Below are 25,254 nucleotides of genomic sequence, written 5' to 3'. Positions count from 1 at the left end.
TAACAATAGAATAAATTAATTTTAAAATATTATATGAGATATTTTTTTCAGGGTTTAACATTATTAATCTTTAGTACAACTGTTATTGCGTGTAGTAGCAATACAAAATACAAGGCAACTACAGCTGGTTTTGAAATTTATAAGGATCAAAATAAAGCGGCAATTCTATACGATTCTAAAGGAGATGATTTAGATTCTATAGCGGCTTATCTTTTGTCTGATGATATTTTTAAGGTGACGGGATATCAACCAAAAGTACATACAGATTATAAAAATGTAGAAGGGAGTGTAATTGTTATTGGATCGCTTCAATCAGAAATGATGGCAGCGTTTATCAATAAAAAAACAATTAATACTACCTTTTTAAATCAGACAGAAAGTTACTTGTATAAAACAGTAGAAAACCCTTCTAAAAAAATAAATAAAGCTTTTCTTATTGCGGGTACCGATGCTAGAGGAACGGCTTTTGGAGTATTCGATTTATCTAAAAAAATAGGCGTTTCTCCTTGGAATTGGTGGGCTGATGTTCCTGCAAAAAAAAGCATCAAATTGGTTTTAAATCAGCCTGAGTTCTATAGTAAAGAGCCATCGGTTTCTTATAGAGGAATTTTTATTAATGATGAAGATTGGGGATTACAACCTTGGGCAGCGCACAATTACGAACCAGAAACAGGAGATATAGGACCAAAAACCTATGCCAAAGTTTTTGAACTTTTATTACGTTTAAAAGCCAATACCATTTGGCCAGCTATGCATCCAAGTACCAAGGCATTTTTCCACTATCCGGGAAATAGAAAAATGGCAGAGTTGTATCATATTGCTTTAGGTTCTTCACATGCAGAGCCTATGTTACGTAATAATGTGGATGAATGGGATGAACATAAAAATGGTCGTTTTAACTATAAAACCAATAAAGAAAATGTTTTTAAGTATTGGGAAGATAGGGTAAAAGAAGCCAAAGATATTGATGGTGTTTATACTATAGGAATGCGTGGGGTGCACGATAGTGGTATGGAAGGAGTTAAAAGTAAAGAAGAAGCTGTTGAGGTATTAAGTAAAGTGATTGCCGATCAACGTGGAATGATTAAAAAACATATCAATTCAGATGTTACAAAGGTTCCTCAAGCTTTTACCGTGTACAAAGAAGTGTTGGATTTGTATAAAAATGGATTAGAAGTTCCCGAAGATATTACCTTGGTTTGGACGGATGATAATTACGGATACATTAGATCTTTAAGTAATAAAGAAGAACAAAAACGCGTTGGTGGAGGTGGTGTGTATTACCATGCATCTTATTGGGGGAGACCTCATGATTATTTATGGTTAAGCAGTACCAATCCGTATTTAATTCACGAAGAAATGATGAAAGCTTACGAGTTAAATAATAAAGAAATTTGGATTCTAAACGTAGGAGATATCAAGCCAGCGGAATACAATATGCAGCTGTTTATGGATATGGCTTACGATGCTGAAAGTTTTAAGAACCCTTTGGCTGTAAAAAAACACAAAGAAGCTTTTTTTAAAGAAACCTTTAATGAGGAATTGGGAACTGAAATTGCAGCTATCAAACAAAAATATTATCAATTGGCTTTTGAAAGAAAACCTGAGTTTATGGGATGGAGTCAAACCGAAAGAACGACCCCTATTTATAAAACAGACTATAATGCATTGAGCTATGGTGATGAAATTCAACAACGTATTGATGCTTATGTTTCTTTAGAAAATAGAGTAGATTTGGTTGAAGAAAAGTTGCCAGAAGAAATGAAAAGTGCCTTTTTTCAATTGGTAGCTTACCCTGTAAAAGGAGCAGCTAATATGAATAAAAAGTTTATGTACAAAGACAAGGCTTTAACGTATGCAGCGCAATCAAGAAAAAGTGCTTATCAATATAAAAAATTGGCAAATCAATCTTATCAAAATATAGTAGCGCTTACCAAAGAATACAACACCATTTCAAATGGAAAGTGGAAAGGAATGATGGATATGAAGCCAAGGAGATTACCTGTTTACGACAATCCTGAAATAGATCTTTCTACCATAAATGATAAAGACTTGGTGGGGATTTCTGTAGAAGATACCTTAACTGTTAAAGGAGTTGATTATTTACCTACTTTTTATGTAAAAGACAAAGCGACTTATTTTGTAGATGTTTTCTTAAAATCTGCTAATCACGCAGATTGGAGTGTTAATCAATTACCAAAATGGTTAGGTGTAAGTCAGAAAGCGGGCGTTTTAAATGATCAAAAAACTGAAGATCGTATTTTGTTTTCAATAAACTGGGAAGCTTGGAAACAAGCAGGAAATCCAAAGAATGGAGAAATAAAAATAGAGGTAGGAGAATTGAGTAAAAATATTCAGTTATTGGTGTCTGATAGTTATCAAAATATATCAACGTCTGGTATTGTGGAGAAAAATAATTTGGCTTTGGTGTATGCAGAAAACTTTGTTGCTAATAATTCATCAAACGATCAATCATGGAAGGTCTCTAAAGGATTAGGTCATAGTCAAGCTGTAGTACAAGCTTCTGCTATAGAAAAAACTTCAAAATCTAAGCTAGAAAATGGAGCTGTGTTAACGTATGAAATTTTTACAGAAACCATTACAGATAAGGCTACTTTGCAGTTGGTGGCAATTCCAACACATCCCTTAACTACAGATGGAAAAGTACGTATTGGGGTACAATGGAATGATGAACCTGTTACAATAGTAGATTTTAAAACTTACGGAAGAAGTTCTGAATGGAAACAAAATGTGTTGAGAAATAAAGCCAGAAAAAATTTAAAAGTCTCTTTAAAAAAGAAAGGAAAACAGACTTTAAAAATTTATGCTGTTGATGCAGGAGTATCGTTAGATTATGTAGTTTTAAATACTAAAGAATCTAAATTTCCTTATCATTTAGGAACTGAAACGATTATAAGTCGATAAAAAATCAAAAGTTATATAAGCATCAGCAAATTATAAATATTCAATCGTTTTTATTACTGATTGTTTTGTGATTCCTCTTTTCGTGTTTCATATGTCAATTTTACTATTTGAAATTTAAAAAACTCACTAATTTTTAGTGAGTTTTTTAATTAGGTTAAAAGATAAGTCTTTCTATACTAGATTTTCCAATCCAAATTTATATACAATTAGTAAGGTTTTTTATTATTGAAAATATTTGGGATAATCGGCAAAAAAAAATCGGTGATTCATTATTTAATTTTAAACTGTTAATTAAAGTTTTAGGATGCATTTGCTCTAATAAAATTAAGATTTTACCAATAGAATTAAGAGTTGTAAAATCTGTTGTGCATATTTATTGATAGTGTTATTACTTCAATTTACAGCTATTTAGCTGGAAGTACAACTTTTTTCTAAATGAACAACGGGTATAACATAATATTTATGTAAAAGTTCTAGGTTTTATTATTTTTTTTCTAATAGATTTGCCAACATATGAATCTTATTATTGAAGAAATAAAAAAAGGTAATAAAAAAGTATTTAAAATTTTTTTTGATAGACACTATGGAGAATTGGTTCGACATGCTAATGGTTATCTTTTTAATAAAGATTCTAGTGAAGATATTGTTCAAGAGGTGTTTATTTATATTTGGGAAAATGCAGATAAATTAAAAATAGAAACCTCATTAAGAGGTTATCTTTTTACAATGGTTCGTAATAGGTGTTTTAATTTTTTAAAAACACTTAAAATAACAGATAATTATGAATATTTGGATTTTAATGTAGAACTTATTACCGAGTATATATTTGATTCAAAAGATGAAGATGAAAAAAAAATTGTATATCATCAAGTTTTAAAAATTGTAGATTCACTTCCTGAAAAAATGCAGCTAATTGTAAAATTAAAATTTTTACAAAACTATAAATATGCTGAGATAGCTTCTGAACTAGAAATATCGGTAAATACAGTTAAAACACAACTAAGAAGAGCTAAGACTATTATAACCAATTCAATAACCGTTGTTCTATTTTTGTTGGAGTTTCATAAGTAAACATTGTTTTTTTTGTCGGATAAATATTTTTTATTCGATTTTTTTATATTATTCATTTTTTTTGTCACCCTTTTTAGGAATTAGTTGTCTCATTAATATAGACCGAACAAAAGAATAATAATGGAATTTAAATTAATCATAAAAAAAATTAACAATACTCTAACTAAAGAAGAGGAAATTACTTTTTCAGAATGGTATAAAGAATCAAAGTCTCATAGAGATTATTTTTTATATGTTAAAAATCACATTCATGTTGATTTAGATATAATTGATATCGAAAAAGGCTGGTTAAGACTTGACGGTGATTTAAAAAAGCGTCGTCAAGAAAAGAATATTTATAAATATGGAATAGCAGCTTCAATAGCTGTTTTATTTTCTATAGGTTATATATTTATTCAAAAAGACTCAAAGAATATAAAAAATCATACAGTCATAGCGGTAAATGAAATAAAAGCAGGAACAGATAAAGCTATTTTAACTTTAGCGAACGGAGTAGATGTTTCATTAGAGAAGGGAAAGTTGTATAATTCACAAAATGTATCAAGTAATGGCGAAGAAATTATTTATAAAAATAAAGAAGAGAAAGATGATGAGTTGGTTTATAATTATTTAACTGTACCAAGAGGAGGACAGTTTTCTGTTAAGTTATCTGATGGAACACAGGTGTTTTTAAATTCAGAGTCTAAATTGAAATTCCCAGTAAAATTTATAGAAGGTTTGTCAAGAGAAGTGGAACTTGTATATGGAGAAGCTTATTTTGATGTGTCTCCTAGTGAAGACCATAAAGGTTCAAAATTTAAAGTATTGAATCATTCACAAGAAGTTGAGGTTATAGGAACAGAGTTTAATATTAAAGCTTATAAAAATGAAGATAATGTTTATACAACTTTGGTTGAAGGTAAAGTGTTTGTCACTAATGGTGTTTTGAAACGGAACATAGAACCAGGTCAACAATCAATTATAAGTTTGAATAATAACTATATTTCAGTTCATGAAGCAGACATAAAATCTGAAATATCTTGGAAAAAAGGGGTTTTTAGTTTTAAACAAAAATCATTAAGGGAAATAATGAAAGTTATTTCTAGGTGGTATAATGTAGAGGTTGTTTTTGTAAATAAAAATTTAGAAACAGTTAAATTCAATGGTGTTTTTAATAAAAGTCAAAATATTGAACAAATTTTGTCTATAATGAAATCAACAACTATAAATGGTTATAGAATAAAAGACAAAACTTTAATTATTGAGTAAAGAGTAAAGGAAGTATAAAACCCTGATTTCTGTATTTTGTAATACACTCAAATAAAGGATATTAATTTAAAATTATTAAAATATGGATTAAAAAACTATAAAAAAATGAGGACAAAGTGTAACCGGCCAAAGTATACTGCTTTATCCTCTTAAGATTATTACTAATTAATTAAAAATTTAACTAACTAAATAATACACAAATTTATGAAAATTAAATGTATAAACTCCTTTTGTAAATGGAGAAAAGGATTATTGTTGATAATTATGAAAATGTTTGTTTTTCTTTTTTGCACTACAGTTTTTTCTTTCTCACCTAATACTATAGTAGCTCAGAACTCCAAAATAAAGATTGATATTGATCAGATTCTTACTGTAGATCAGGTGTTTGATATAATTAGGAATCAGACAGAATATAATTTTTTTTATGAAACTGGCTTGTTTGATAATTTACCTAAAGTTAGTGTTAAGAGAGGCGTTATTTTAACAAATGATTTGTTGAACAAAAGTTTATCAAAAGGAAATTTTAAAATTCTTATTACTAAAGACAATTCTATTGTTATTAAGGAGAGGTTTATAAAATCAGTTGCTCAGCAAAAAAAGCATCAAATTTCAGGAGTGATATTGGATACTGAAGGCCAACCTTTACCAGGAGCAACTGTTGTTGAAAAAGGAACAAATAATGGTGTCATTACTAGTTTTGATGGGGATTTTAATTTGAATGTTAATGATCAAGCTATTTTAGTTGTTTCTTATGTTGGATATATTTCAAAAGAAATTCAATTAGGCTCTGAAAAAAGTCTAACTATTATTTTAGCTTCTGATATGGCAAGTCTTGATGAGATAGTTCTGGTTGGTTATGGTACCCAAAAGAAAGTCAACTTAACGGGATCGGTTAGTTCAATTTCATCAAAAGAAATAGAAAATCGACCTATCACTCAAGCTTCACAAGCCTTATCTGGTTTGGCAAGTGGTGTAACTGTACAACAAGGTTCAGGACGTCCTGGAAACGATGGCGCTTCCATTCGTTTGAGAGGAATAGGTACATTTTCTGGAGCAGGAAATGATCCTTTGGTTTTAATTGATGGACTTGCGGGTTCCTTAAATGATGTTGATCCAAATAACATTAAAAGTATCTCTGTATTAAAAGATGCGGCATCGGCTTCTATTTATGGAACTCGTGCAGCAAATGGAGTAATCCTTATTGAAACTAAAAGAGGCAGAAAAGGAGAATTGACAGTATCTTATAATGGATATATTGGAACACAAAAAGTAACTGCATTGCCAGATTTTGTTGATTCGGCAACTTATGCAACTTTGCGTAATGAAGCCAATGCAAATATGAACAGTGGTCCTTCTTACACTGATGCTGAAATAGAAAAATTTAGAAATCAATCAGATCCGGATAATTATCCAAATGTTCCCCATTTAAAAAATCTTTTGAAATCGGGTTCAGGATTACAAATGAGTCATAATTTTAGTTTTAGTGGAGGAGACGAAAAAAATTCTTATCTATTCTCTTTAGGATACCTTGATCAGGACGGAATAATAGCTGAAAATAATTATAAAAGATATAATTTTCAGTTGAATTTTGATAGCCAAATAAAGAAGAATTTAAAACTTACTGCAAATCTAAGCGGGTATTCTGCAAATACTGAAGAGCCTCGTCACATAGGTGGGGACATGACAAACATGATGAATTTTGCAGTGAGGCAAGGACCCATTTTTGCTGGTAAAAAATCCGATGGGACTTATGGTTATCAGGATAATTACAGTCCTCAGGCTTGGTTAGACAGCGAGTCTTTTACCAACCGAAAAAATAAATTATTTTTAGGAGGAACTGAATTAGCGTGGGATTTTATGAAAAACTTTACGTTAAGTGGTAAAGTTGGATATCGTTACACTAACTATCGTGATAAAGAATTCCTTTCAGATCTTCAATTTGATGCTAATAAGTATGTAGGACCTAATAGTCTTAGAGTAAGTTCTGGTTTTGATAATACCATTACATTACAATCTCTTTTAAAATATGCAGTAAATGTTGATAAGCACAGTATAGCAGCTTTAGCAGGATTTTCTCAGGAAGAATTTCACTCTGAATTCGTTTCAGGTTATCGAGATGATTTTCCTAATAATCTATTGTATGAAATCAATGCTGGCTCATCAAGTAATATGCAGAATTCCGGTTCAGCTGGTGAGTGGGGGTTAAGATCTTATTTTGGTAGAATTAATTATTCATTCAACGATCGCTATTTGTTTGAAGTAAATGGTCGTTATGATGGAACATCAAGATTTATTACTGATGGTAGATGGGGCTTTTTCCCATCAGTATCAGCAGGATGGAAAGTATCTGAAGAGAATTTCTTAAAAGAGGTGAAATGGATAGATAATTTGAAATTCAGAGCATCCTGGGGACAACTTGGAAATCAAAATATAGGGAATTATCCCTATCAAAATGTTATTGATTTAGGTCAGAATTATACATTTGGCGGAAGCCTTGTTTCAGGAGCCAGATTATCAACATTATCGAATGCTAACATTAGCTGGGAAACTACTACAGTTACTGATTTAGGTTTGGATGTTAACTTATTTGACGGAAAATTTAGTATGGTGTTTGATTATTTTGACAAAATTACTTCCGATATTTTAGATGTAGTAAGTGTTTCGGGTGTATTAGGACTTAATCCTTCTACTGTAAATGCAGGAGAAGTGAGAAACTCAGGTTTTGAAGTTTTATTGAATTATCAGGATAAAATAGGAGATGTTAATTTTAGTATATCCCCTAATTTTTCTTACACCAATAATAGAGTTACTAAATTATCAACTGGTTTAAATCAGGATATAAACAGAGGTTTATTTGTAGGCCATTCTGTAAATTCAACTTACGGTTATGTAGCTGATGGCTTATTTGTAGATGCTAATGATGTTGCTAATTATCCTACTCAACCCTATGCAGCTGAACCAGGATTTGTAAAATACAAAGACATTAGTGGTCCTGATGGTGTTCCTGATGGGAAAGTAGATGCTACTTATGATCGAAAAGTGATAGGTAGTTATTTTCCAAAATATTCTTTTGGAGCTAATTTACAGGCAGATTATAAAGGTTTTGATATCTCTGTTCTTTTACAAGGTTTAGCTGGTTTTAACAGACAAATTGGTGCTTATCAAGCCTATGCTTTTTATAATGGCGGACAGATACAACAGTGGCAGGCCGATAACAGATGGACAGAAGAAAATCCGGATCCTAATGCTGAATACATAAAATTAACGAGTCTTAATCAAGGAAGTGGTACTATCAGACCTTCTACATTTTGGGATAGAAATGCAAGTTTTTTAAGAATTAAGAATGTACAAATAGGATATAATTTCCCAAAACCTTTATTGGATGCATTAAAAATCCAAAAATTAAGAATATATGTAACGGGTCAAAACCTTCATACATTTAATAGTTTCTACAAAGGATGGGATCCTGAAATGAGCCAGTCAACTGGTGATAATAGTCCTTTTTATCCTATCACTAGTGTATATACTTTAGGATTAAACTTAAATTTTTAGAGATACTAATTTGTTAAAAAATATAAAATTATGATTACTACTATTAAAAAATATCGAAACATTAGAAGCGTGGCTCTAAAGTTTTGCCTATTTGTACTTGTTGTCTCAAATAGTGCCTGTTCGGATGATTTCTTTGATAAAAACCCGCTTGATAAAGTTTCTGATGCTACTTTTTGGAAATCAGAATCTGATGCAAAACTAGCGTTGGCAGGTTGTTACAACAATGGAGGAGCATGGAATGGAGAAGATTTTTGGACTGCCAGAGGAATTATTTATCTTGATTTTATGGCAGGTCTTGGTTCTGAAAAAGAATTGATTCCGGATCGTTTTACAGATGGAACGTTAGATCCAACTAATGGGACTGTAGAAGCCTATTGGGACAACTCTTATAGAAAAATTACAGCTTGTAATAATTTCCTATTTCATATTGATGATATTGTAATGGATGAAAATACTAAGGCAATAATGAAAAGTGAGATTAGAACGATAAGAGCATATCAATACTTTAATTTAGCTTTTTTCTTTTCAGATGTACCGTTTACTACAAAAGTTTTAACAGTTGATGAGGCTAATAACATACCACGTACTTCTAAAACAGAAATCATGGATTTTGTTGAAGCAGAATTAGAAGAAAGTGCTCTCAATTTACCATCAACAAGACCAACAACTGAAGATGGGCGTATTACCTCAGGAGCAGCATTAGCAATTTTAGGGCGTGTTCAAATGGCTAATAAAAAATGGGGTCCAGCAGCTATTACTTATAAAAAAATTATAGATAGTGAGGCTTACACTTTAAATGCTAGTTTTGAAACGATGTTTAATGCTAATAATGAAATAAATAAAGAATTTATTCTTACCACTCAGTACCAGGAAGATGTGTATGGACATGTTCTACCTCAGTATCTTTATCCAGAGGCTTATGGTGGTTGGCATCAGTTTTCTCCTTACAATGAATTAGTAAAACAATATGAATGTACAGATGGTTTAAGCATCGATGAATCTCCTTTATTTGATCCTGCAAATCCATATAACAATAGAGATCCCAGGTTAGATTATACCATTATGATTTCGGACAGAACGGTGTTTCAAGGAAAAACATTTGTAAGCAGACCAGATAGTAATTCTCCTGATAGGTTTACCAGATACAACTGGAGTGGCTATTGTATTAATAAATTCATGGATCCTTCATTTACAGGTGGGAATCTAATGAATTATGGAGGAAATTGGAGTATTATTCGTTATGCTGAAGTGTTATTGAGTTATTTAGAGTCTAAATTAGAAGCAGGTGAAGCTATAAATCAGGCATTATTAGATGAAACAATTAATAAAGTGAGATCAAGAGCAGATGTTAATATGCCAGCAATAACAACAACAAATCCAACCGAATTACGAAATAAAATTAGAATGGAGCGCGAGGTAGAGTTTGCTTTTGAAGGACTTCATTACTATGATATTCTAAGATGGGGAGTTGCTGCCGAGAAATTGAATCGTCAGTTTACAGGTATGAAATTAACAAATGATCCTGCTAATTACACTGCTTTTGATGTTGATGAAGATGGCTATTTGATGTATCAAAAAAGAAATTTTGTTGAAGGAGTAAATGAATTATGGCCTATTCCTCAGGCAGAAAGAAATGTCAATACTAAATTGACTCAAAATACTGGATATCCTAATTAATTATTTTTCATTTCCTGCTTAAAAAACAGGAAATGATTTTTTTAAGTAGTAATATAAAAAAATATCATAGTATAAGTGGCTTTTTTTTAGAATTCTAGATAAAGATTAAATGAAAAAAATGAAGCAAATAACAATTCTATTTGTCTTACTTACTCCAATATTTTCTATTGGACAAGTGGTTAAGGGGTATAAAAAACATAACGATAAAGTAGTTATAACTCTTGAAAAAGGAGAACTACATTTGAGTCCTCTAGCCGAAAATACCGTAAGAGTTCAATATGCTTTGGAAATGAAAAGTCAAATTCCTGAATTAGTTTTTACTTCAAAAGTTAACCTGCCTGACTTTAAGGTTTCGGAATCCAATTCAGGAATTGAAATTGCTATGTCAAAAATGACTGTGGTAGTAGATAAAAAAAGTGGAACATTGTCTTATCGAAATTCCAAAGGAAACGTTTTTTTAAGCGAAAAACCCAAAGGACGTATTCTTAAGCCAAGTTCAGTACAAGGTGAGTCATGTTATATTGTAGAACAAGGTTTTAGTACATTACCTGAAGAATATATCTTTGGTACTGGTCAGTTTCAAGATGGACATTTGAATATTAAAGGACTGCCTAGAAGATTAACTCAGGTAAATACACAAATTGCTATTCCATTTATTATGTCAAGTAAAGGCTATGGTTTGCTATGGCACAATTATGGTCTTACTGATTTTAATCCAGCAGATTCTGTTGTTAATTTAAAATCATCTGGGATAAGAGGAGAGTCTATTAGCATTGATGTTACCACTACCAATGGTACACAAAAGGAAACCCGACAAGATGGTGTGTTTACTGGAAGTTTTACTATTAAAGAGAATGATGAATATGCTATTTTGTTAGATGTTGGTCAAAAAATGGCTAGAAAATGGGAGTTAAAAATTGATGGTAAAGAGGTGTTTAACTTTAAGAATCATTGGTTACCACCAACAACCAGTACATTTGTTAGACTAACAGCAGGAAAACATAACATTGTAGTTACCGGAGAAAAAAATGACAAGCCTGTAGTATATTATAGAAAAGTTGCCAATGAAACAGTTTTTAGGTCTCCAGTAGCTAATAAGTTGGATTATGTTGTTTTTGCAGGAGATGCAGATGAAGTTATTTCAAGTTACCGTAATTTAACAGGGCAAGCTCCTCTTATGCCTATTTGGGCATTAGGTTATATTCATTGCCGTGAACGTTTTACTACACAAAATGATTTATTGAAAAATGCCAAAACATTTAGAGATAAAAAATTACCAATGGATTTAATTGTTCAAGATTGGCAATATTGGGGTAAATATGGTTGGAATTCAATGAAGTTTGATGAACAGATGTATCCCGATCCGTCAGCAATGGTAAAAGAGTTACACCAAATGAATATGCGATTGATGCTTTCTGTTTGGTCCAAAATAGATAAAGAAAGTGTATTGGGGAAAGAATTTAATAAGAAAAATTATTATATACCAAATACCCAATGGGTAGATTTTTTCAATCCTGAAGCTGCAGATTATTATTGGAAGAATTTTAGTGAAAAGTTATTAAAGCCATACGAAATAGATGCTTGGTGGCAAGATGCTACAGAACCTGAAAATGATGATTTAGTAGGCAGAAAAATAAATAACGGAACAATTCCAGGAGAGCAAATGCGAAATGTTTATCCAATGTATGTAACAAAAACAGTATATGAGGGTTCTCGAAAAGATGCTCCTGATAAAAGAGTTTTTATTCTAACTAGAAGCGGATTCTCAGGTCAACAACGTTATGCTGCTGCGGTATGGACAGGAGATGTAGGTAATGATTGGGGGACTTTACAAAGACAACTAACAGCCGGATTAAATTATTCTATAACAGGACTACCCTGGTGGACTTTCGATGCAGGAGGATTTTTTCGTCCTGGTAAAAATCAATACACTGATGTTAAATTTCACGAACGTTTTTTAAGGTGGTTTCAGTTAGCTACTTTCTCACCCTTACAAAGAGTGCATGGATACCAAACAAATACTGAATTCTGGAGATTTGGTAAAAAAGTGGAATCAGAAGCTTTAAAATTTTTAAATTTACGTTACCGTTTAATGCCATATATTTATTCGCAAGCAGCCAACATAACTTTTAATAATGGAACCTTGATGCGTCCATTGGTCATGGATTTTTCAGATGATATAAAAGCACTTCAGCAAAAATATGAGTATATGTTTGGAGCTGCTTTTCTTGTGGCACCTGTTGTTTCGGAGAATATAAATAAATGGGATGTTTACTTACCTGAAAACAAATCAGGATGGTTTAACTTTTGGACAGGAAAACAATATAAAGGCGGACAAATAGTAGAAACAGCTGCATCTATTTCAACCATTCCTTTATATGTTAAATCGGGTTCAATTATTCCAATAGGCGAAAAAATGCAGTACACCAACCAAAAGCCTTCCGATACACTTGAAATCAGAGTGTATAAAGGTGCTAATGGCAAATTTGAACTTTATGAAGATGAAGGAACAAATTATAACTATGAGAAAGGTGCTTTTTCTTTTATCCCTTTTGAATGGAATGAACAAAAACAAACCCTGACAATTGGTAAACGCAAAGGTGGAAATTTTAATGGATTAATTAAAAACCGTGTATTTAATATTGTTTGGGTAGATGAGTCAAATGGCTTTGGTATCGAAAACGGAAAAACCAATATTTCGGTACAATACAATGGAAGTAGTATTGCTGTTCCAAGAAAATAAAAAACATGAAAGTAAGATCAATGAAATACATCTATTTAATATTCGGTCTCGTTATTTCAACTACATTTACAATAAATGCTCAAGAAATTGTCTCACCAAATAAAAATATTAAGGCAATTGTTTCGAAGAAAGAATCTGATAAAAATTCTTTTGGTCAGGTATATTTTAAAATTTTGTATAAAAACAAATCGAAATATATTGAAATAATACCAAATTCTCCTTTGGGTATTTTAAGAGACGACCAGCAATTTACGGATAATTTGAAATTAATTAGCGAATCTAAATCCAAGGAGGTAAACCAGAAATACGAAATGATTTCCGGTAAGCGAAAATGGTGTGATAATTTAGGAACTGAAAAAGTTTTTAAATGTATAAACTCGAATAATGAACCTCTGAATATCGTTTTTAGGGTTTATAATGATGGAGTAGCATTTCGTTATGAATTTACCAATAAAAGCAATTCATTAGTAAATGTTATTGACGAAAGCACCACTTATGTTTTTCCATCAACTACCAATCGTTGGTTACAAACATATACGGATTCTTATGAAGGTTTTTACCCGTTTTCAGATACAGGAAAAAGTAATGATAATAAAAATAATAAACAAGAATGGGGATTTCCAGCTTTGTTCAAAATAAATAATAATCCTATTTGGGTATTGATTTCTGAGGCAAATATTTCAGGAAATAATTGTGCTTCAAAATTAAATAATTCTAAAAATCCAAATCAATACAAAGTAAGATATGCTTCGCCAAGAGATACTTTTAAGCAAACTGGAGTCAAAACTACTCTGCCTTGGAATTCTCAATGGCATACATTAATTATTGGTGGATTGTCCGATGTAGTCGAATCGACTTTAATCACTGACGTGAGTGAACCTAATAAAGTAGAAGAAATAAATTGGATAAAACCTGGTGCGGTTTCTTGGATTTATTGGGCTTATAATCATGGATCTAAAGATTATCAAAAAGTTGTTGAGTATATCGATTTAGCCGTAGAAATGAAGTGGCCCTATGTGCTCATTGATTGGGAATGGGATGTTATGAGCAACGGTGGGAATATAATTGATGTGGTAAATTATGCTAAAAGTAAAGGTATTAAACCTATGATTTGGTATAATTCGGGCACATCTTGGCTTGAGCCAACTCCTAATGACCGTTTATTAACTCCTGAAAAAAGAGCTAAAGAATTTGCATGGCTTAATAAAATGGGAATCTATGGTATTAAAGTTGATTTTTTTGCCGGTGACCAGCAGGATATGATGAAATATTGTATTGCTATTTTAAAAGATGCTGCAAAATATAAGATCATGGTAAATTTTCATGGCGCAACAGTGCCGCGTGGTTGGGCTCGCACTTATCCAAATTTGATGACTACCGAAGCTGTTTATGGTGCAGAATGGTATAATAATAATACTGTTCTTACAGATAAAGCTGCGGCTCACAATACAACACTTCCTTTTACTAGAAATGTAGTTGGTTCGATGGATTATACTCCGGTAACTTTTACCAATTCGCAACATCTGCATAGTACTTCTTATGCTCATGAATTGGCATTATCAGTAGTTTTTGAGTCAGGTTTTCAGCATTTTGCCGATAGGCCAGAAGGCTATAAAAGTTTACCTTCAGAACCTAAAGAATTTTTAAAAAATGTTCCTGTAAGTTGGGATGAAACCAAACTTTTAGATGGTTATCCGGGAGAGAAAGTTATTATCGCTCGAAAAAAAGGAAATCAATGGTATTTAGGAGGACTTAATGGTAATGAAGAAATACAAACATTAAAAATAAACTTTGATTTTCTAGGTACAGGGAATTTTAAATTAAAACTTATTAAAGACGGGGAAAATGATAAATCATTTGCTGTTGAAGTTATAAAAGTAAAAAAAGGAGACCTTTTGAATGTGGAATGTCTTCCAAGGGGAGGATTTGTAGCTGTTGTAGAAAAATAAATTCAAATAAATTCCAGACCGAAAAAGACCTATTTATTCTTTATTAAAATTTAGTTTATGAACTCAAAAAAAAATATGTTACGCTTGTGATTTAGTGGATGATCCAGAGCTAATAGAACTATATAAACAGTATCATTCTCAGGGAAGTTCTTGGTCTGAAATTACTAAAAGTATCAAAGATTCGGGTATTATAGATATGGAAATTTACATTCTAGCCAACAGATTGTTTATGATTATGGAAGTAGACGAAAGTTATAGTTCAGAACGCAAACAGATGATGGACGCGGCCAATCCAAAAGTTCAGGAATGGGAGAAATTAATGTGGCAATTCCAACAAGCACCCCCGGGAGCCACAAGGATGGTGAAAAATGGTTACCGATGGAACAGATATATAAATTATAATAAACTTATTAAAAATAAATACTAAAAAAATAAAATATGAGAACAAAAATTTTATTCACGTTTTTATCCTTACTTCAGTTCAGCGTTTATGCTCAAGGAAAAAATCCAATTCCAGAAGTACCAAATTCATTACCTATTAATAGTGTTCCCATGGGGAATTCGGAAACATTTCAAGAGGTTGATTTAAAAATTCCTATTGCAGAAGGGCCTTTTAACCCCACTTGGGAATCGATAGAGAAAAATTACCCTGGAGAACCTGCTTGGCTTCGTGAAGCAAAGTTTGGAATCTGGGTTCATTTTGGACCTCAAGCTGCTGGAGAAAGTGGCGATTGGTACGCACGTAACCTTTATAAATCAGATAAATTAGCCTATAAAAATCATATTAAAAAATACGGTCATCCTTCTGAAGCAGGATATAAAGAAGTATTACGTGATTGGAATCCTACAAAGCTAGATCCGGAGAAACTCACAAAAATTTATCAGGATGCTGGGGCTCGTTTTTTAATGATTCAAGGGGTACATCATGATAATTATGATTTGTGGAATTCTGAATATCAACCATGGAACTCTGTAAATATTGGACCTAAAAGAGATTTGATTGGGGAATGGGCAAAAGCTTGTAAAGCAAACGGAATGCGATACGGAGTCACTTTTCATCATGAGTATACATGGTGGTGGTGGCAAACAGCATTTGGAAGTGATAAAGAAGGAAGTAAAAAAGGAATTCCTTATGATGGACATCTTACGCTTGCCGATGGAAAAGGAAAATGGTGGGAAGGATACGATCCGAAAATGCTTTATGGGATCGATTTAAGAGCGTATAAAGGGGTAGATGAAAAAGCACATACTAATTGGTCACCGCCACCGGCAGGAATATTTAGTAATCATATAGGATATGCTAAATGGTACGCAAAAAATTGGGCTTTAAGAATGATGGATGTTGTTAAACATTACGATCCTGATTTTATTTATACTGATGGTACTGTTCAAGGACCATTTACAGGCGATGGAACAGGAACGGGACTAAAATCTAATGCGATGCAAAGTGTTATGGCTGATTTTTATAATCGTAGTTTACAACGTCGTGGTAAAGTAAATACTTTTAGTATTGTTAAATTTCGTCATAATACTAATGGTACCGTAAATACAGAAGAGTTTGGAGTTCCTGCAAATATTAAAAAAGACCAGCCATGGATTGCTGAAGCTCCTGTAGGCGATTGGTTTTATGCTCCAGATTTTACCTATGATTCAGGTATGATGATTCGTTATATCATTGAAGCTATAGCACGGGATGGAAATGCAGCAATATGTATTTCTTTATTGCCGGACGGTTCAATTAACGAAGAAAGTCAAAAAATGTTGAAAGAAGTAGGGAATTGGATGCGAATTAATGGAGAAGGAGTATATGGAAGTCATGCCTGGGTCATTCCAGCCGAAGGCGAGATGATTAATGGAAAATTAAAAATGCTTCCTGGCGGAAAATTGGGTCAAAAACAAGCTGAATTTAAGTTTGATGCTCAGGATATCCGATTTACAGTTGGTAAAAACAACAAACTGTATGCTTTTTGTATGAATGTACCAGCCCCGAATACTCAAATAAAAATTAAGTCTCTTGCTGCAGATGCAAAGCATTACGGTAAAAAAGTTAAAACAGTTAAGTTGCTGGGTTACAAAGGAAAGTTAAAATGGAAAGAAACGGCTGATGGTTTATTAATAACTTGTCCTAAGGATATGCCATTTGCTACAGCTGTTGTTTTTGAAATAGAATAACAACCAATTTTAATTAGGATGTTTGTTTTGGTAATTTTAATTATGGTTTTTTAGAATATTGTGATATATTGAAATCAATTAATCATATCAAATTAGATCGTTGGAATCAAAATTAGGTCATTCTAGCGAAGGAATATTACATTCAACAAAATTGATTGCAGATACGTATAAGATGCCTCATATAATTTAAAAAACAAAAACTCACTAATTTTAGTGAGTTTTTTAATTAGATTAAAAGACAAGTCTTTCTATACTAAATTTTCCAATCCAAATTGTGCTAATTGATCTACAATTGGCAAGGTTTTTAATCCTAATTCAGTCAAACGATACTCTACTTTAGGTGGTATTTGTGGATAGACTTTTTTACTAACCAATTTATTTTCAACTAGCATATTCAATTCTTGAATCAACATTTTTTCGCTGATACCAGTAACAGCTCTTTTTAATTCACCATACCGCATCACACCGTTGTTTATTTGAAATAGTATCATCAATGTCCATTTTCCACTTAATAGAGATAATGAGGCTCTTACAGGACACCTTTCATCACAAGGTGAATTTATTTTTGTTTTTTTTTCCATTGTTATTTATTAATTCTAACCATTTTGTAGGTACCTAACAAAGAGGTGGGTACTTGTGCAAAAGTAAGTGCTTTTGTAGCTTTGTACAAGTTTTAGTCAAAAAAACAAAGAAAATTTATCAAGTAGATATCTTTTTTTTAAATAATTTAAAAATCAAACAAATGAAAATTTTAGTATTCGGAGCTACAGGCTCACAACAATTTAGTATAATAGGAGAAGCAAAGAAAAAGGATGCAGAAGTAATCGCTGCTACCAGCTCAGAAAATAGTTTTGAAAAATTGGCTCAGGCAGGAGCAACACCAATTTTGGCTAATATGAATGATGCGGATAAGATGCTTGAAATCACCAAAGGCGTTGATGCAATTGCCTTTATGATACCAGTTTCATTACCAAATCCATTTGACGGATTGCAATATGCTAAAAATGTAATTGATGCAGCCAAAGCAAATGAAGTCAATAAAATTGTTTGGAATACAAGTGGCTGGTTAGAGTCGCAAAAAATTGGGTCACCTGTAGATGATGTGAAATTAGATGTTTACGAATATTTGAAAAACAGTGGAATGGATTACGTGATTATCCAACCAACTATTTATATGGAAAATATGATGGGTCCTTTTTGTGCACCATTTATAACAAATGAAAAAAAACTTGCTTACCCTACACCAGAAGCAATGCCAATAGGTTGGATTGCTTCTAGAGATGTAAGTGCCTTTGTGGTAGAAGCTATTTACAATGTAGCGTTAAAATCAGATGCTTTCAAAATCAGTGGTCTAGACAATTTAAGAGGAAATGATTTGGCTGAACAATTTTCACAAGGTGTGAAGGAAGAAATAGCCTATTATCCTCAGAAGCCTCAAGAATTTGGTGATATACTAAAACCAATGGTAGGAGAAGCAGGAGCTTCAAGCGTTGCAGCGTACTACGAAAGTTTACAGAATGCAACAGAATACCCTCCTAAGTTTAATGCTCAAATGAACGAAGTTTTGGAGAAGCTTCCTGTTCAAATGACATCGTTAGCAGAATGGGCAAGAGAAAATAGGGAATATTTTTTTAAGGGATAAGTCATTGTAAATCTAATGAGACTTACTCAAAATTTTATTAATAATTTAAAAACAAATAATATGACAGCAATAGAAGTAGTAACAGCTTATTCAATAGCTCTTTCACAGGGAGATATTCCTACCACATTTTCACATTTTAGTCCAGAAGCAAAATGGCATCAACCAGGAAGTCATCAGTTTGCTGGTACAAAAACAGGACTTGAAGCTATAGGTAAAATGTTAGGTGATATGATGGGTGCAACACAAGGCACTTTAGTTATAGAGCCTACAGGAGCGATGATGGTTAATGGAAATTTAGTGTCTTTCCCTGTTCATTTTACTGGGAAAATAGGTGATAAAACGGTGGATATGAACGGTGTTGATTTGTTTGAAGTTTTAGACGGTAAAATAGTCCAAGTTTGGCTGTTTTCCGAAGACCAATCTGCTGAAGATGAGTTTTGGGATTAATATAAGAGCCTATATAAAACGAGAATAGTTAGCTTTTATTGCTTGGCCATTCTCGTTTTTTTTTGCATATTAAGGACTCTTAGGTTGTAAGGTAAATAACAATAACAATCGCAATCATAAAATATTTTTAATAAATAAAAGTAGAAGTTTGGAGTGATGTTATGTATCCGTTCTGTTACATTGGGAAACGAAATTTTGAAACGGCTTTGAAAAATAAAGTCTATAAATAAAAAGACATTATTTTTGAAATTGTAAAATTGAAAATAGATGATTTTAGTTTTATTAATTAAATACGAATTACATTGAAAACAATAAAATTTAATAAAACAGAATGTGGAGTGGACTTTTTACTCAATGTACTTTCTTCGGAAGAAGTCGGGGAGGCATATCTTAGTCAGAGGTTGTTTAATACAGATTATTTTGAAATCGTTTTTATCAAGAAAGGTAGTGGTCAGCTAACTCTGAATTACAAAAAAATAAAAATAAAAGATAATAGTATTGTATTTATTTCTCCTTTTCAGAAACGTCAATGGAATCTTAATGCTGAACATTTAGATTTTACACTCTTAGTATTCAGAGAAGAATTTTTAAATGATTTTTTCTCAGATAAATTGTTTACGTATCGATTATCATATTTCTATCAGTTAGAGTTTCCATTGCAAATGGATGTTAAAAATGAAAGCTTAGAGCGTTATTGTATGTTATTGTCAGAGATTAAGACAGAATTACTAAAAACTAGATTAGATAGTGTTCATATTATTCGCTCGCTCATTTATTATCTTTTACAGAAACTAAACAGACAATATAGTGAGAAACATCAATTATCAATTACCAAGCATGAAAATAATTATGGATTTCAGTTTAAACAACTTATAGAGACTCATATCGAAAAAAAACAAAGAATTAGTGATTATACAGAACTTTTGGGTATTAGTCGTATAACATTAAACAAATCTGTTAAGGAACAGTTTAATGTAACATCTACACATTTGTTGAAACAACGATTGTTGATAGAAATTAAGGATTATCTTATTTATTCTGAAATGACCGTTGCACAAATTGCTGATAAACTCAATTTTTCAGAACCAAATCATTTAATGCGTTTTTTTAAAAGCCAAACAGGAATGACCACATCAGAATTTTTAGATGATTATCAAAATGGTATCATTTCTTAATGATTTGGTATAAGATGAAATTTAGATGTATGTTAATTTTGTAGCATAACAAAAACGTATATCATTATGAGCAAACAAGCATTGATTATTATAGACATCCAAAATGAATATTTTGAAAATGGAGGACTTCCTTTGATAAATCCTGTGGAAGCTAGTATAAATGCCAGAAAAGTGCTAAGTCATTTTAGAGAAAATGATTTACCAATAGCCCACATACAGCACTTATCAGCTAATCCTGAGGCCATGCCCATTTTTGTTGAAGGTACAAAAGGAGCAGAAATTCATAAAAACGTTAAACCACTTGACGGTGAAAAAGTATTTAAAAAATATTATCCAAATAGTTTTAGAGACACAGGGCTTTTAGATTATTTACAAGAAAATGATGTGACCGAAGTGGTTATTACGGGAATGATGACCCATATGTGTGTAGATGCAACGACAAGAGCCGCATTTGATTTTGGTTTTAATGTTACGGTAATTGGAGATACTTGCGCATCAAGAGATTTGGAAATTAACGGAATAACAGTAAAAGCGGATGATGTGCATCACGCCATTTTAGCTGCGTTAGATTTTTTCTCTGCCGATGTAAAAAACACAAAGGATTATCTACTTGCTTAAGATTAAGTCAAAAATAAAATAAGTAGCATTTAACAAATAGTGTAAGTTTAAATAAAACTCAGGATTGAATTCAATCCTGAGTTTTATTTGTTTTAAATTTATACATTGAAAACAAATAAAAATTTTTAAAATTATTATGATAAATAACAGATTAAAAAGATACATTTCTATTGCTTTGATGATGATAAGTATTATTTCATACGCTCAGGCCCAAAAAATAGATGCTGTTTATTCAGGGATTCCTTGGTTTGATAATTATGGTAATACTGTTAGTGCTCACGGAGCAGGAGTTACCAAAGAAAAAGATGTTTATTATCTTTTTGGAGAATTTAAAAGTGATGACAGTATTGATTTTAATGGAATTAGTTGTTATTCTTCAAAAGATCTGTATAATTGGACTTTTGAAAAAATGGTGCTTCCTGTTCAAGATTCAGGAAGATTAGGTCCTAAAAGAATTGGAGAACGTCCTAAGGTGTTAAAATGTCCTAAAACGGGAGAGTATGTTATGTTTTTACATACTGATAATTTAAAATATAAAGATCAGTGTGTAGGCTATGCAACGAGTAAAACCATTAATGGAACTTATACTTTTCAAGGCCCTGTTTTATTTGATGGGAAGCCAATAAAAAAATGGGATATGGGTATTTTTCAAGATACCGATGGTAGTGGATACATTGTTACACATTCAGGGAATTTGTATAAACTGAATGATGACTATAAAAGCGTAACATCACAAGTAGTTAAAAACATGACAGGTCAATGTGAATCTCCTATTATTTTTAAAAATGAAGGGGTTTATTTTTGGTTAGGCTCTAGTTTAACTTCTTGGGAAAGAAATGATAATTATTATTTTACAGCCACATCTTTAAAAGGACCGTGGAAATCACATGGTCATTTTGCACCTAAAGGTTCGCTAACATGGAATTCTCAATGTACTTTTGTACTCCCTGTTCAAGGATCTAAGCAAACCTCTTTTATTTATATGGGAGATCGTTGGTCTTTTCCTCGTCAAAACTCTGCCGCTACATATGTTTGGCAACCACTAACAGTTACTAAGGACTCTATTTATCTTCCCGATTTTAAACAAAGTTGGCAGATAAATACAGAAACAGGAGAGTGGTCAACTAAAAAAATAAAGGGTAAAATAATAGACAATACCAATACAAAAGAAATTAATTATACAGGAAATTGGACTCAGACTAAAGATGAATTTTCTGACAGTTGTGCCAATGATAAAAACGCCTCATTTTCCATAAATTTTAAAGGCACTCAAATAGGGGTTTATGGAGTTTCTCGCCCTAATGGAGGCTATGCTAAAGTTGATATTCAAGACGAAAAAGGGAAAACAATACAGACCAATATTATTGAAATGTATTGTAAATATCCAGAAAGTTCTTTAAAATATTTAAGTCCTGTTTTAACAAAAGGCAACTATAAATTAGTAGTTAGTGTTGTTGGAGCTCATGGAAATTGGTACACAAAGAATGGAACTAAATTTGGTGGTACAGATGATTTTGTGTCTGTAGATAAGATAATAATTAAAAAGTAATAGAGAGAAATAAAAAGTAAATTTTCTTGTATTTAACAATACGTTTTTTTGTATTGCATTGGAGACATGCCCATTTGTTTTTTAAAAACTCTAGAAAAATAATAAGGATCAGAAATGCCAACTTCTTGACATATTTCCTTGATACTATAATTGGTGAAATTTAGATACTCACAAGATTTTTCAATTTTTAATCTAATAAAATATTGAATAGGAGTACTTCCTGTTTTTAGCTTAAAAAGTTCAGTATATCGAGAGACTGATAGCGATGTTTGATTCGCTAATTCAACAATGCTAAAATTTTGTTTGATATGATTTTTCATATAAATAATGGAAAGCGCTATTCTATCTTGAACATTATAATCTAAGGTGTTTTTGTAGCAAAGATTAGTTAAAAAACTAATCAATTTAAAATGAGCCAATTCTATTTTTTCATCTTCTAAATCATGCTCTAGTAGTTGAATAATTTTATGTAAAGTTTTAATTCTATTTTCATCAAAAGGAATATTAGTGGCTACTTCTTTATTTTCTGTAAAACGATGATAAAATGTTGGAGCATAACTTCCTGTAAAATGAATCCAATAAATACTCCAAGCATTGGTTTCGTCACTTCCGTATTGGTGCTTTGTGTTTTTAGGAATCATGTATCCTGTATTTGCGGTTAGTATAATGGTTTGGTTGTTTATTTTTATCCAGCCTTTACCTTCTATACAGTAAATAAATATATACTCATCTACTCCGTTTTTTCTAACCCTATTATGGTGTTTTGCAGAAGGAAAATACCCAATTGCATTGGCAAATAAGTTGTTGTAGAAAGGATGTTTTGCTACTTTATTTTTAACATGATTCGTTAAGACAATAATTGATTGTCCTATAAACCCTTCTTTAATTTTCGGAGTCGTTATATTGTTCATGATAATGTTCTTTTTTTAGCTAAAATAAAGTATAATCGTAATATAATCCATTAATTTACAACTATCCTCCATTTTTTATCTCTAATACTAAAAGTATATTTGTGTGTATTTGTAATAAATCAGTTTTCTTTTTGTGAAATACTGAATAAATCAATAAAAATTTTATGAAAAATATAAAATTTAACAAAAGTTATATTTTGTCTATTTCTATGGTGTCTGCCATGGGAGGATTACTTTTTGGTTATGACTGGGTGGTGATTGGTGGAGCGAAACCCTTTTATGAACGTTTTTTTGATATAGCCAATTCAGCCAATCTACAAGCTTGGGCCATGAGTTCTGCTTTGATAGGCTGTATTTTAGGAGCTGTTATTTCTGGAGTTATTAGTGATAAGTTTGGAAGAAAACGTCCTTTGTTATTGGCGGCTTTATTATTTACCATTTCAGCATTTGGAACAGGTATTTCAGAATCGTATGAAATTTTTATTATCTATAGAGTTGTTGGTGGTTTAGGAATAGGGTTGGCATCAGCCTTATCCCCTATGTATATTGCCGAAGTTTCTCCATCAGAATTTAGAGGGAGATTTGTTTCTTTAAATCAAATGACCATTGTGATTGGAATATTAGCTGCTCAAGTAGTTAATATTATCATAGCTGATGTGGTTCCTGTAGATGCCACAGATGAGTTTATTAAAGCTTCATGGAACGGAACTACAGGTTGGAGATGGATGTTTTGGGCAGAATTAGTTCCAGCCATTGCCTTTTTTATTTTTACCTTTTTTGTTCCAGAAAGTCCACGTTGGTTAATGAAAGTGGAGAAAAAAGAAAAAGCATATCCTACTTTAGTTAAAATAGGAGGAGAGATATATGCTAAAATGGAAATAGAAAACATACAAGCTACTTTAAATAACGTTACAGAAAAGGTTGATTTTAAAGCTTTGTTTCAGCCTAAGTATCGAATGGTGTTAGTGGTAGGAATTGTATTAGCTATTTTTCAACAATGGTGTGGTATCAATATTATTTTTAATTATGCTGATGAAATTTTTACTGCTGCCGGTTATGGTGTAAGTGATACGTTATTCAATATTGTGATTACAGGAAGTGTAAACTTGCTATTTACTTTGGTTGCGATGTTTACGGTTGACAAATGGGGACGTAAAAAATTAATGTTGTTAGGTTCTCTAGGTTTGGCAGTTACTTATCTTCTTTTGGGAAGTGCCTTTTATTTTGAGTTAAAAGGAATTGCTGTATTGTCTTTAGTTGTGATTGGTATTGGTGTTTATGCCATGTCTTTAGCCCCTATTACCTGGGTGATTTTATCAGAAATATTTCCAAATAGAATAAGAGGAGCCGCTATGGCTGTTGCTACCTTTTCTTTATGGATTGCTTGTTTTGCACTTACTTATACTTTCCCCCTTTTAAATAAAGGTTTTGGTGCAGCGGGTACTTTTTGGGTATATGCAATAATCTGTTTGTTTGGATTTTTATTTATTAGCAAAAAACTCCCAGAAACCAAAGGAAAAAGTTTAGAAGAAATAGAACAAGAGTTGGTTAAATAATACAATTGAATATAGTTTT

17 protein-coding genes and 1 pseudogene are annotated in these 25,254 nt (G+C 31.8%); 16 read left to right on the top strand and 2 right to left on the bottom strand.

Going from position 1 to position 25,254, the window contains the following annotated elements:
• Positions 1-33: 33 nt before the first annotated feature.
• From BUB70_RS06360 to BUB70_RS06320, 9 genes are all read left to right on the top strand, one after another.
• Positions 34-2,925, top strand: coding sequence for a glycosyl hydrolase 115 family protein (locus BUB70_RS06360; RefSeq protein ID WP_073119493.1), 2,892 nt, complete (start codon positions 34-36; stop codon positions 2,923-2,925).
• A gap of 513 nt (positions 2,926-3,438) precedes the next feature.
• On the top strand, positions 3,439-3,996 hold the full coding sequence (locus BUB70_RS06355) for an RNA polymerase sigma factor (protein WP_073119490.1): 558 nt from the start codon (positions 3,439-3,441) through the stop codon (positions 3,994-3,996).
• A gap of 120 nt (positions 3,997-4,116) precedes the next feature.
• A complete protein-coding gene (locus tag BUB70_RS06350) occupies positions 4,117-5,244 on the top strand; it encodes a FecR family protein (protein ID WP_073119488.1) in 1,128 nt (375 codons plus the stop codon).
• Between the two features lie 495 nt (positions 5,245-5,739).
• Positions 5,740-8,796 (top strand): SusC/RagA family TonB-linked outer membrane protein, encoded by a 3,057-nt coding sequence (locus BUB70_RS06345; RefSeq protein WP_229742956.1) that lies wholly within the window; start codon positions 5,740-5,742, stop codon positions 8,794-8,796.
• A gap of 30 nt (positions 8,797-8,826) precedes the next feature.
• Positions 8,827-10,473, top strand: coding sequence for a RagB/SusD family nutrient uptake outer membrane protein (locus tag BUB70_RS06340; protein WP_073119483.1), 1,647 nt, complete (start codon positions 8,827-8,829; stop codon positions 10,471-10,473).
• Positions 10,474-10,591: 118 nt separating this feature from the next.
• The gene (locus tag BUB70_RS06335) at positions 10,592-13,216 is read left to right on the top strand and encodes a glycoside hydrolase family 31 protein (protein WP_143155255.1); all 2,625 of its coding nucleotides are present in this window, start codon (positions 10,592-10,594) and stop codon (positions 13,214-13,216) included.
• Between the two features lie 5 nt (positions 13,217-13,221).
• Positions 13,222-15,165, top strand: a complete 1,944-nt coding sequence (locus tag BUB70_RS06330) for a glycoside hydrolase family 97 protein (protein WP_073119479.1) — start codon at positions 13,222-13,224, stop codon at positions 15,163-15,165.
• Positions 15,166-15,259: 94 nt separating this feature from the next.
• The gene (locus BUB70_RS06325) at positions 15,260-15,592 is read left to right on the top strand and encodes an L-rhamnose mutarotase (RefSeq protein WP_308691359.1); all 333 of its coding nucleotides are present in this window, start codon (positions 15,260-15,262) and stop codon (positions 15,590-15,592) included.
• 11 nt (positions 15,593-15,603) lie between these two features.
• Complete coding sequence (locus BUB70_RS06320) at positions 15,604-17,337, top strand: alpha-L-fucosidase (RefSeq protein ID WP_073119476.1); 1,734 nt, start codon at positions 15,604-15,606, stop codon at positions 17,335-17,337.
• Between the two features lie 248 nt (positions 17,338-17,585).
• Here the strand turns inward: BUB70_RS06320 and BUB70_RS06315 are convergent, their stop codons facing one another.
• A complete protein-coding gene (locus tag BUB70_RS06315; RefSeq protein ID WP_073119473.1) occupies positions 17,586-17,918 on the bottom strand; it encodes a winged helix-turn-helix transcriptional regulator in 333 nt (110 codons plus the stop codon).
• A gap of 161 nt (positions 17,919-18,079) precedes the next feature.
• Between BUB70_RS06315 and BUB70_RS06310 the strand changes: the two genes are divergently transcribed.
• The 6 genes and pseudogenes from BUB70_RS06310 to BUB70_RS06290 all read left to right on the top strand — a co-directional run bounded on the left by BUB70_RS06310 (position 18,080) and on the right by BUB70_RS06290 (position 22,768).
• Positions 18,080-18,979 carry an SDR family oxidoreductase gene (locus BUB70_RS06310; protein WP_073119471.1) on the top strand — a complete coding sequence of 300 codons (900 nt, stop codon included), beginning with the start codon at positions 18,080-18,082 and terminating at the stop codon, positions 18,977-18,979.
• A gap of 60 nt (positions 18,980-19,039) precedes the next feature.
• Positions 19,040-19,426 carry a nuclear transport factor 2 family protein gene (locus BUB70_RS06305; RefSeq protein ID WP_073119825.1) on the top strand — a complete coding sequence of 129 codons (387 nt, stop codon included), beginning with the start codon at positions 19,040-19,042 and terminating at the stop codon, positions 19,424-19,426.
• 134 nt (positions 19,427-19,560) lie between these two features.
• Positions 19,561-19,653: pseudogene (locus BUB70_RS14240) on the top strand (DsbA family oxidoreductase); the annotation flags it as partial.
• Positions 19,654-19,728: 75 nt separating this feature from the next.
• Positions 19,729-20,601 (top strand): AraC family transcriptional regulator, encoded by an 873-nt coding sequence (locus tag BUB70_RS06300; protein WP_084730201.1) that lies wholly within the window; start codon positions 19,729-19,731, stop codon positions 20,599-20,601.
• 66 nt (positions 20,602-20,667) lie between these two features.
• A complete protein-coding gene (locus BUB70_RS06295; protein ID WP_073119466.1) occupies positions 20,668-21,219 on the top strand; it encodes a cysteine hydrolase family protein in 552 nt (183 codons plus the stop codon).
• A gap of 136 nt (positions 21,220-21,355) precedes the next feature.
• Positions 21,356-22,768 carry a family 43 glycosylhydrolase gene (locus tag BUB70_RS06290; RefSeq protein WP_073119464.1) on the top strand — a complete coding sequence of 471 codons (1,413 nt, stop codon included), beginning with the start codon at positions 21,356-21,358 and terminating at the stop codon, positions 22,766-22,768.
• Between the two features lie 32 nt (positions 22,769-22,800).
• Here the strand turns inward: BUB70_RS06290 and BUB70_RS06285 are convergent, their stop codons facing one another.
• On the bottom strand, positions 22,801-23,679 hold the full coding sequence (locus BUB70_RS06285; RefSeq protein ID WP_073119462.1) for an AraC family transcriptional regulator: 879 nt from the start codon (positions 23,677-23,679) through the stop codon (positions 22,801-22,803).
• Between the two features lie 164 nt (positions 23,680-23,843).
• Here BUB70_RS06285 and BUB70_RS06280 point away from each other — a divergent pair, with 164 nt between their 5' ends.
• Positions 23,844-25,235, top strand: a complete 1,392-nt coding sequence (locus tag BUB70_RS06280) for a sugar porter family MFS transporter (protein WP_073119460.1) — start codon at positions 23,844-23,846, stop codon at positions 25,233-25,235.
• The last annotated feature ends 19 nt before the right edge of the window (positions 25,236-25,254 follow it).

The sequence above is a fragment of the Wenyingzhuangia marina genome (assembly GCF_900130035.1).
GTDB classification, from domain to species: domain Bacteria; phylum Bacteroidota; class Bacteroidia; order Flavobacteriales; family Flavobacteriaceae; genus Wenyingzhuangia; species Wenyingzhuangia marina.
This window is presented reverse-complemented; position numbering and strand designations above follow the sequence as displayed.